This is a genomic window from Nonomuraea africana (assembly GCF_014873535.1).
In the GTDB taxonomy this organism is placed as follows: domain Bacteria; phylum Actinomycetota; class Actinomycetes; order Streptosporangiales; family Streptosporangiaceae; genus Nonomuraea; species Nonomuraea africana.
This window is the reverse complement of record NZ_JADBEF010000001.1, coordinates 5043299-5052337: the sequence shown is the minus strand read 5'-3', so window position 1 is coordinate 5052337 and position 9039 is coordinate 5043299. Positions and strand designations below refer to the sequence as shown.

Sequence of the window (9039 nt, the reverse complement as noted above, 5' to 3'; positions counted from 1 at the left end):
TACGGATGGGCCGTCTGGTGACCAGCCGAGAGTCTCCGACGAGAGGAGGTGCTGATGAGTCTGGGCAGCCTGGGGCTGACCGCCGAGCAGGAACGTCTCTACCGTCGGCTGCTCCGTGACCCGCGTGCCGACCTCGACCTGGCCGAGGTCGGCCCGGTACTGGCCGAGCTGCGCGCGCTGGGCGACCTGCACCGAGTCACCGCCGAGCCGATCCGGCACCTGACCATTGTCAACCGGCAGGTCGCCTTCATCCAGGCCGCCTCCTCAGCCAGCGCGCTTGCGCTAAGCCTTACCTCCTGCCAAGACATCCGTATCGCCCTCGGTATGAGTACCGAAATACGGGGATTACTGCATCAGGACGCGGAGTGCTTCCTGGGCGGAGGATCCCTCCTCTGCGGTGTGGACGACCAGGGCGAGGTCGGGGTGGCCGGGTAGCCGGAGCGTCTCGTAGGTCAATTCGAGCTCGCCAACGAGCGGATGCCTGTATCGGTGGCTGCCGTGCTCGGGGGCCTTGATGTCGTGCTCGGCCCAGATCTGGCGGAATTCGCGGCTGGCGGCCGACAGCTCCTCGATCAGGGCCTGGGCGGCAGGAGGAACGGGTGGGCGCGCCACGTCCAGCCGGAGGAAGGCCACCACGTCGCGAGCCCGTGCCCACCAGTCGACGTACAGGTCGCGCACGCCGTCGTCGAGGAATACCAGCCTGGCCATGTTGCGCTCCGCGGCGCGGAGCTCGCCGAAGTCGGTGATGAACGCCGCCGCCAGCCGGTTCCATGCCCGCACGTCGGTCGTGCGGTCGACCACGTAGGCAGGGGCACCGCTGATCGCGGAGAGCAGGCTGTGGATGCCCGGACGCAGCGGCGGGCTGTCCGCCGGTTCTTCGGCCGCGGCCGGAGCGGGGCGGGCCAGCCGGTACAGGTGCTCCCGTTCCGTCGAGTCCAGACGCAAGGCCTTGGCCACCGCGTCCAGGACCTCCGCCGAGAACTGCAGGCTGCGTCCCTGCTCCAGCCGTACATAGTGATCGACGCTGACCCCGGCCAGCTGCGCCAGCTCCTCGCGACGCAGTCCGGGAACCCGGCGCTGCCGTCCGTAGGAGGTCAGGCCGAACTCCTCGGGACGGAGCCGGGCGCGACGCGATCGGAGGAACTCACCCAGTTCGACACGTCGATCGAAGATCATATGTCCCATTATTTCGCGATTTAGGTGGATGCCTGGTCATGGCGTGCCTAGGCAGAGCCGGGCACTGCCTGACCTGGCGTGAATCGCCGAAGGTTGAATCCGCCGGAACGGTTCCGGCTTTCCGATTCACGGGAGTGCATCACTCATGACTGTCACGCTTGGCCGTACCGGCATGGAGATCACCCGATTGGGCTTCGGTTCGTGGGCCGTGTCGGGCTCGGGCTGGGCCTTCAGCTGGGGGGCCACGGACGACGCTGAGTCGGTCGCCGCGATCCGCCACGCGCTCGACGCGGGCGTCAACTGGATCGACACCGCCGCGGTGTACGGCTTGGGCCATTCGGAGGAACTGGTCGGCAAGGCTGTCGCCGACCTGCCGCAGGCCGATCGCCCGTACATCTTCACCAAGCTCGGCCTGGTCTGGGACCCGGACAATCCGTCGGCCTCGCCTCGGCGGATCATGAAGCCGGACAGCGTCCGCCGCGAGCTCGAAGACTCGCTGCGGCGGCTGGGCGTCGACCACATCGACCTGTACCAGGTGCACTATCCCGACACCGGCGAATCGCTGGAGTACGCCGGTGGCGGCTTCGGAGCGGTGTCGCCCAACGCCACGCCGCTGGAGGAGTACTGGCAGGTCATGGCCGACCTGAAGGCCGAAGGCAAGGTCCGGGCGATCGGGCTGTCCAATCACACGCCCGACCTGCTCGAGGCGGCCGAGCAGATCGCCCATGTCGACGTCATCCAGCCGCCGTTCTCGGCGATCAACCGGTCGTCCGCCGATGAGATCGCCTGGGCACGCGCGCACGAGACCGGTGTGATCGTCTACTCGCCGCTGCAGTCCGGCCTGCTCACCGGGGCCTTCTCCGCCGAGCGCGTGGCCGGACTGCCCGCCGAGGACTGGCGGACCGCCCACCACGACTTCACGACCGGCCTGACCGCCAACCTCCAGCTCGCCGACGCGCTGCGGCCGATCGCTGAACGCCATGGCCGTTCCGTGGCCGAGGTGGCCATCGCCTGGGTGCTCGCCTGGCCCGGCATCACCGGGGCGATCGTGGGCGCGCGCAAGGCCGCCCAGGTGGACGGCTGGATCGGAGCGGGCTCGCTGGAGCTGAGCCCTGCCGACATCGAGGAGATCGCCACCGCGATCACGGTCTCCGGTGCGGGCAGAGGTCCCGCCCGCCACGCATGAAGGAGGCCGGGCCATGTCCCTTTTCGTCATCGCCGAGTTCCTCGCCGCCCCAGACCAGCATGATCGGCTCCGCACGGCGCTGGAAGCCCTGATCGAGCCAACGCTGGACGAACCCGGTTGCCTCTCGTATCGGGCCTATGTCGACCCCAACGACCCGGCCCGCATGGTGATCGTGGAACGGTGGGAGAACCGGCAGGCCTTCGACGAGCACTTCACCACCCCCCATCTGCGTCACGCCCAGAGAGTCCTGGACCGGATCCTGGCCCGGCCACTGACCCTTCGGACCTTGGTCGAGGCGTCACAGGAATCCGCTCCGTAGGTCCTCACACCGTGAAGGTCTTGACCACGGACAGCCGCTCGCCTTCGACACCTGTGCCTTCGATGGACATCGTCGGGGGCGGCGGCCGATATACGGGAGATCGTTGAGTGCCTCCTGCGACGGCTTGGACAGGGTCACCGAGCTGCCCGCAGACGATGCCCGCGTTCGCGCATCAGAGGAATGCCAGGCCGTTGTCGGGGGTGAGGCCGCTGAGCTTGTCGGGGTTGACCTGGAAGCGCAGATTTTGGATGTGGCCGTCGACGAGGTCGAACGACAGGGCGCCGACGGCGTAGCCGTCGAGAGTGGCCAGGATGCCAAGCTCGCCGTTGATGACGGCGGGCTCCATGGTCAGGGCGGCCAGCTCGGGCTTGGCCAGGAAGCCCACGATCCAGCGCGCGACGTGGTCGGTGCCGTGGAGGGGGCGGCGGGCGGCGGTGACCTTGCCACCGCCGTCGGACCAGGCGGTGACGTCGGGGGCGAGCAGTTCCATCACGGCGTTCAGGTCCCCGCCCGCGCAGGCCTTCATGAATTGCGCGGTAACCTGCCGGCGCTGTGCCTCGTCGGTGTCGAAGCGGGGGCGGCGGGCCTGGACGTGCTCGCGGGCGCGGTGGGCGATCTGGCGGACCGTCGGCTCGGGACGTTCGAGGGTCTCGGCGATCTCGGCGTGCGAGTAGCCGAAGACCTCGCGGAGCAGGAAGACAGCGCGTTCGACGGGGCTGAGGGTTTCCAGGACGACCATCATCGCCATGGAGACGGTGTCGGCCAATTCGGTCTCCGTGGCGATGTCGGGGGAGGTCAAAAGCGGTTCGGGGAGCCACGGGCCGACGTAGGTCTCGCGCGTGGCCCGCGCGGAGGTGAGGCGGTTCAGCGACAGGTTGGTGACCGTTCGCACCAGGTAGGCCTTGGGGTGGTGGATCGCGTCGCGGTCGGCGGTGCTCCAGGTGAGCCAGGCGTCCTGGAGGACGTCCTCGGCGTCGGTGACGCTGCCCAGCATGCGGTAGGCAGTGGCGAACAGCAGCCGCCTGTTCTCGATGTACGGGTCCTCCTCGGCCCTGCCGTCGATCACGATCACCGGCTCATGTTGCCAGCGCCGTCACCTGGGCGGCAAGCCCGAGATCACGGCGCTGGGAGTCGGTACCCGTCATGCCGCGAGCTTGCGGGTGGCGCGGCCGCCCTTGGAGACGATGGTGGTGACATTCATGCGCTTGCTGAGCCGGTACGTCAGGAGGGGGCTGCCGCTGACCATCTCCTTGTACGCGACGGCGGCCCAGCCGGTGAGGTACCAGCGGCCGGGGGTGTCGTCGGCCTTGGTGAACTGGATGACCGCGTCGCGGCGGCCCAGGCTGACCGGCTGGTGGAAGTAGCCGAAGCGGAACGGCTTGACGGCCTTGCCGCGCAGCAGCCGCGCGATGGTGTCGGCGGTGTACTGGGCGGTGGGCAGGCCGCTCTGACAGGTCCCGTGGATCTGCCCCCAGGCCAGGCGGACCGCTGCGGCGTCGCCGACGGCGTGGATCTCCGGGTGGGACACTGATCGCAGCGTGGCGTCGACCAGGATGAGGCCGCGGTCGTCGGTGGCGATCCCGGCGTCGGCGGCGAGCGGCGACACCTTGACGCCGGTGGTCCACAGGCAGGCGTCGGAGTGGACGAGCCGGCCGTCGGCCAGTTCGACCGCGTCGGGCAGCACCTTGGTGACGCGGGAGCCGGTCTCCAGGGCGACGCCGAGGCGGTCCAGCGCGCGGTAGAGGTAGGCGCGGGCCTCGGCACCCATCATGCCGCCGGGCTCCTCCAAGCTGATCAGCGTGACGTTCAGGCTCGGGTGGCTCTCGGCGATCTCGGTGGCCGCCTCGATGCCGGTCAGGCCGCCGCCGCAGACGGTGACGGTGCCGCCGGCCTTGGCGATCTCGGTGAGCCGCTCGGCGAACCGGCCGGCGATCTCCGGGCTGTTCAGGGTGAACGTGTGGATGTCGGCGCCGGGGACCTTGCTGGTGTCGGTCGAGCTACCCAGCGCGTAGACGAGCGTGTCGTACTCGAGGGTCTCGGCACCGTCGACGGTGATCTGCCGAGCCTCGGGGTCGATGGCGGTGGCGGCGCCCTGGACGAACGTGACGCCGGTTCCGGCGAGCAGGTCGGGGATCTGGTGGTCGGCCAGCTCCTGCCCGGCTGCGATCTGGTGCATCCGCAGCCGCTCGACGAACCGGCTCGAAGGGTTGACCAGCGTGATCTTCACGCCGGTCCGGCGGGTGCGGTGGGCCAGCCGGATGGCGTTGAACATGCCCGTGTAGCCGGCGCCAAGGACGACAATGCGGTGGCCGTTGTTCATTTCGTTCTCCCAAGGTCGGGCACCGGTTTCGGTGCCGGTGACGCCCATGGGACAAACAGCCCGCACCGGGCGTGACAGGTCGCGGATGTGAACCACATCACATTGCGCGCCACCCTCGGTGCCACGTCGCATCGGTCGACTGAGGAGGCGCCGTCGGCAACCGGCGGGGCGGCGTCGATCTCGAAGAGCCAGATCGCGACCTCCGAGCGGTCTGGTCACGCGGGTACGCGACTCGCCGTGCCGCGGCTGCCGTCGAGACCGTCGAGGATGCGGATCACGCCGTAGGCGAGCAAGAGCAGGGGCGCGGCGATGAATTCGATCGGCAATAAGGCCTGGCCCTGCTCCAGGGCTGAAGCGTTCTCGGCTGGTGAGACGGTCGTAGCCCTGTAGACGGGCAGATGGTTGAGGGCGCCCCGGTGCGGAGATGACAAACGCGACCCCTGATGATCGTCGGTGTCTAGCCAGTCGATCAAGAACAGGGGCCGCGTTCGCGTGCCATCTTCCCCGATCGACGTGCTCTCCCGCCACCTGGAGCACGTCACCACCACCGACCCGATGACGGACCTGACCGACCTGCCCGCGTTGGCCGATGTCCTGGATGCCGTACCCGACCCACGTAACCGTCGCGGGCGCCGCTACCAACTCGGACCGCTGCTGGCCTTAGCCTTGCTCGCCGTACTCGGCGGCGCCACCTCCCTGGCGAAGATCACCAGATTCATCACCGGATGCGACCCTGAACTACGCGTCCAGCTCGGCCTGCCCGCCGCGACGCGGCTGGCCGCCAGCACCCTGGGACGGCTGCTGGCCCGCCTGGACGGCGACGCCTTCGACACCGCGACCTGCGCCTATCTGACCAAGCTGGCCGCCTGCGCCGCACCGCCCACCCCCAGCACCCGACAACCGCTACTCGGCCTGGCCGTGGACGGCAAGACGCTGCGCGGCAGCCGCACCGGTGACGGCGTAACCCACCTGCTGGCCGCCGTCCGCCACGACACCCAGACCGTCGTGGCCCAAGCCCAGATCCAGGCCAAGAGCAACGAGATCCCCGCGTTCACGCCGCTGCTGGCCGACCTGAATCTGTCCGGCGTGGTGATCACCGCCGACGCCCTGCACACCCAGCACGAACATGCCCGCCAGATCGTCGCCGCCGGCGGCCACTACCTGCTCGTCGTCAAGGGCAACCAGCCCACCCTGCACCGCCGACTCAAGGCCCTGCCCTGGCGCGAGGCCATCCTCAATGACCGCACCGACGAGACCGGGCATGGCCGCCGCGAGATCCGCCGCATGAAGATCTGCACCGCCCGCCCGGGCCTGCCCTTCCCGCACGCCCTGCAGGCCATCCAGGTCAAGCGCCGCCGCACCGACCACAAGAGCGGCAAGACCACCATCGTCACGATCTACGCCGTCACCAGTCTCCCGCCGGGCCGGATCCTCCACGCCCACCTCGCCACCCTCATCCGCGGCCACTGGAGCATCGAGGCCCTGCACCACATCCGCGACGTCACCTACCACGAAGACGCCTGCAGAGTGCGGAAAGGCGCCGCTCCACGCATCCTGGCGAGCCTGCGCAACCTGGCCATCGGCCTGGCCCGCCTGATCGGCTGGACCAACATCAGCGCCGCCACTGACCACTACCGCAGCCACCCAGGCGACGGGCTTCAGCTACTCGGTCTCGCCACATGAGAACGCTTCAGCCCTGGGCCCTGCTCGGCGATGATGCACATGCGGACAAATGACACCTAAGGCTAACGGTAAAGGAAACGTGGTTGCTCGGCGGTTGCTCGCGTGTGTGGGATACGGCCCGGCACGCATTGACAGCACCCAACACAACGGCGAAGAAAATCGCACCCAGAGCCATATAAAACGGCACATCGCGACACCGTGCGACATTAGCCGAGGATTCTCATAATCCGTGGGTCGTGGGTTCAAGTCCCACCCGCCCGGGATCATCGTTCTTGATCCAGAAGCAGGAAGACCCCTGGTAGAAGGGTTGTCGACCAAGAGCAACCATCTCCACCAGGGGCCTGTGTGCTGTTCTACCAGTGATCGGGAACGACTGCTGCAGTGCGCTGAGAGCCGGAGTTCTGGCTTGGTGGATCCGTGCGGGACCATGTCCCGAAGGTGCTCCAGGCCGGCACGCCCACCAGGAAGTGCACGCCGATCAGGGGATCGCCAAGCGGGGAATCCGGCGGGTCATGGCTGACCCTGCTTGGTCGCTGAGGTGGCGATGTAGGCCGTTAGGGCGCCGAGTGTCAGGCACAGCGGGGAGTAGGCCACCAGGTCCCAGCGGGTGTAATCGGTGGGCTTGGCGAGTGCGGAGGTGGCCAGACCCGCTCCGCCGCGTAGCAGCAGCCCGCCCGCGATGGCCCATGTGGCCAGAGTGCCGAGCCGGGTGGGCAGCACGCGGGGAGCCAGGCCGGCCTGTGCGGCGACGAGGAAGCCGGCGGTCCCGAGTGCCGCTGCCACCGCGGCCGTCAAACCTGGTCCCGGAGCGTCGGCCTCGGCAACCCCGACGACCGTGCGGGCGAAGTCGGCCCGACTGGCCAGAGGCCAGGGCGAGAATGTCCAGACTGCGTGCAGCGCCCCGACGGCGGCCAGGCCGAGCGCAGCCGTTCCACCAGCGAGTTTCATCAGCGTCATGGTGATCCCACTTTCCCTTCCATACACCCTTGTATGGCGTGACCATACACTACTGTACGGGCATGGTGAAAAGGCACCTGACCCCTGACGACTGGTCTACTGCGGCCCTACAAGCGATGGCCCGCGGCGGCGTGGCCGCTGTCTCGGTCAACGCCTTGGCAGGTGAACTGGGAGCCACGCGCGGCAGCTTCTACTGGCACTTCAAAGACCGCGACGCGCTGCTGACCGCCGCGCTCGAACGGTGGGAGACCGACCACACCACGGCCCTGATCTCGCAACTGGAGGACATCTCCGACCCTCGTCAGAGGCTGGCGGCCCTGTTCTCCACCGCGCTGGGGGAGGGGGACATCAGCGGCCTGGAGCCCGCGATCGTCGCCCACGCCGACCACCCGCGGGTCGCCCCGATCCTGCGCAGGGTCACCGAACAGAGGATCGCCTACCTCACCGACCTCTATACCGACCTGGGTCTGGCGCCCGCACCGGCCAGACGCCAAGCGGTCACCGCCTATGCCGCCTACCTGGGCTGGGTCGAACTACGACGGGCTGCCTCCGACCTCGTGCCCGAGGTCGACGCCTCCGGCGAGAGTGCGACCGCCGCGCTGGAGCACCTCATCACCTGGCTCACGGTCGCGCACGGTGGTCACCAGGGGACCGGAGCGGGAGGGTCAGTGGAGCGCTGACGGAAGGTCTCGTGAGATGGGGAAGCAGGTAGATCCACGCCTCCAAGCTCGCCGGGTCCAGCGGCACAGGAGTCTCGTTGGCCATCGCGCCTGCCTTTACGATCCCGGGGCAGGAGTGCGTGGTTCTGGCTCCGCAGATCCAGCAACTCTACATAGAGCAATCTATTGCTACTATGTGTAACTATGGAGTCTGTCGTGATCAAGGCAACCCCGAGAGGACTCGCATCCAGCCTCGGCCAGGACCCGCGCATGACTCACCAGACAAAAAGCCAGCCGGAAGCTCCCGCTGCCACAACAAAGGCCTGCACCCCCTATCCGAGTCGAGTCAGGTGGAGCGTGCTCTGCGCACGCCGAGCGCGGAACTCCTCCGACAGTTGGCCAAAGGCCTGCACCTGTCAGCCCAGGTGCTGAACGGGGGTACACCAACCTCGACGTCTCGCTCCACGACAACGAAGCTGGAATTCATTTCTGGTCGCCCACACGAGCACCGAGTAGATTTCACCGCTTCGAGCACATTCTCGTTCTCGGATCTGATCCGGCTTGCAAATATCTGCGAGTTTCTGCAGTCGAGATGGAAGAGCGTATGCGGCCGACATTGGAAGTGGTGGCGGCAGCCATTGCGGCCAGCCCCGTTACCTTTGCCATGATGCCCGGGAAGATCCCTGGCCGGCTGTCTCGCTTGCCGTGAGCGCTCTTGAACAGGGAGTGCTTTTCGTCA

10 protein-coding genes are annotated in these 9039 nt (G+C 68.0%); 5 read left to right on the top strand and 5 right to left on the bottom strand.

What is annotated here, in order from left to right; genetic code table 11:
• The first annotated feature begins 54 nt into the window (after positions 1 to 54).
• Positions 55 to 435: a hypothetical protein gene (locus H4W81_RS23860; protein WP_192776862.1), complete on the top strand. Its 381-nt coding sequence runs from the start codon at positions 55 to 57 to the stop codon at positions 433 to 435.
• Here H4W81_RS23860 and H4W81_RS23855 read toward each other — a convergent pair.
• Positions 346 to 1176, bottom strand: coding sequence for a helix-turn-helix transcriptional regulator (locus H4W81_RS23855; protein ID WP_192776861.1), 831 nt, complete (start codon positions 1174 to 1176; stop codon positions 346 to 348). The genes H4W81_RS23860 and H4W81_RS23855 overlap by 90 nt on opposite strands.
• A gap of 145 nt (positions 1177 to 1321) precedes the next feature.
• Between H4W81_RS23855 and H4W81_RS23850 the strand changes: the two genes are divergently transcribed.
• Positions 1322 to 2362, top strand: a complete 1041-nt coding sequence (locus H4W81_RS23850; protein ID WP_192776860.1) for an aldo/keto reductase — start codon at positions 1322 to 1324, stop codon at positions 2360 to 2362.
• Between the two features lie 13 nt (positions 2363 to 2375).
• On the top strand, positions 2376 to 2681 hold the full coding sequence (locus tag H4W81_RS23845) for a putative quinol monooxygenase (RefSeq protein WP_192776859.1): 306 nt from the start codon (positions 2376 to 2378) through the stop codon (positions 2679 to 2681).
• 172 nt (positions 2682 to 2853) lie between these two features.
• Here H4W81_RS23845 and H4W81_RS23840 read toward each other — a convergent pair whose 3' ends face one another.
• From H4W81_RS23840 to H4W81_RS23830, 3 genes are all read right to left on the bottom strand, one after another.
• A complete protein-coding gene (locus tag H4W81_RS23840) occupies positions 2854 to 3753 on the bottom strand; it encodes an RNA polymerase sigma-70 factor (protein WP_318781917.1) in 900 nt (299 codons plus the stop codon).
• A gap of 69 nt (positions 3754 to 3822) precedes the next feature.
• Positions 3823 to 5001: an NAD(P)/FAD-dependent oxidoreductase gene (locus H4W81_RS23835; protein ID WP_192776858.1), complete on the bottom strand. Its 1179-nt coding sequence runs from the start codon at positions 4999 to 5001 to the stop codon at positions 3823 to 3825.
• Between the two features lie 215 nt (positions 5002 to 5216).
• A complete protein-coding gene (locus tag H4W81_RS23830; RefSeq protein ID WP_192781472.1) occupies positions 5217 to 5474 on the bottom strand; it encodes a hypothetical protein in 258 nt (85 codons plus the stop codon).
• Between the two features lie 19 nt (positions 5475 to 5493).
• On the opposite strand from H4W81_RS23830, the gene H4W81_RS23825 reads away from it, so the two are divergent.
• Positions 5494 to 6684: an ISAs1 family transposase gene (locus H4W81_RS23825; RefSeq protein ID WP_192776857.1), complete on the top strand. Its 1191-nt coding sequence runs from the start codon at positions 5494 to 5496 to the stop codon at positions 6682 to 6684.
• Between the two features lie 510 nt (positions 6685 to 7194).
• Here the strand turns inward: H4W81_RS23825 and H4W81_RS23820 are convergent.
• Complete coding sequence (locus H4W81_RS23820) at positions 7195 to 7632, bottom strand: DUF3995 domain-containing protein (protein WP_192776856.1); 438 nt, start codon at positions 7630 to 7632, stop codon at positions 7195 to 7197.
• Positions 7633 to 7703: 71 nt separating this feature from the next.
• Here H4W81_RS23820 and H4W81_RS23815 point away from each other — a divergent pair, with 71 nt between their 5' ends.
• Complete coding sequence (locus tag H4W81_RS23815; protein ID WP_192776855.1) at positions 7704 to 8321, top strand: TetR/AcrR family transcriptional regulator; 618 nt, start codon at positions 7704 to 7706, stop codon at positions 8319 to 8321.
• The last annotated feature ends 718 nt before the right edge of the window (positions 8322 to 9039 follow it).

Bases quoted from the DNA above. Each gene is read 5' to 3' on its own strand.
- H4W81_RS23860 (WP_192776862.1), top strand. From the start codon at position 55: ATGAGTCTGGGCAGCCTGGGGCTGACCGCCGAGCAGGAACGTCTCTAC.
- H4W81_RS23855 (WP_192776861.1), bottom strand. From the start codon at position 1,176: ATGATCTTCGATCGACGTGTCGAACTGGGTGAGTTCCTCCGATCGCGT.
- H4W81_RS23850 (WP_192776860.1), top strand. From the start codon at position 1,322: ATGACTGTCACGCTTGGCCGTACCGGCATGGAGATCACCCGATTGGGC.
- H4W81_RS23845 (WP_192776859.1), top strand. From the start codon at position 2,376: ATGTCCCTTTTCGTCATCGCCGAGTTCCTCGCCGCCCCAGACCAGCAT.
- H4W81_RS23835 (WP_192776858.1), bottom strand. From the start codon at position 5,001: ATGAACAACGGCCACCGCATTGTCGTCCTTGGCGCCGGCTACACGGGC.
- H4W81_RS23820 (WP_192776856.1), bottom strand. From the start codon at position 7,632: ATGAAACTCGCTGGTGGAACGGCTGCGCTCGGCCTGGCCGCCGTCGGG.
- H4W81_RS23815 (WP_192776855.1), top strand. From the start codon at position 7,704: ATGGTGAAAAGGCACCTGACCCCTGACGACTGGTCTACTGCGGCCCTA.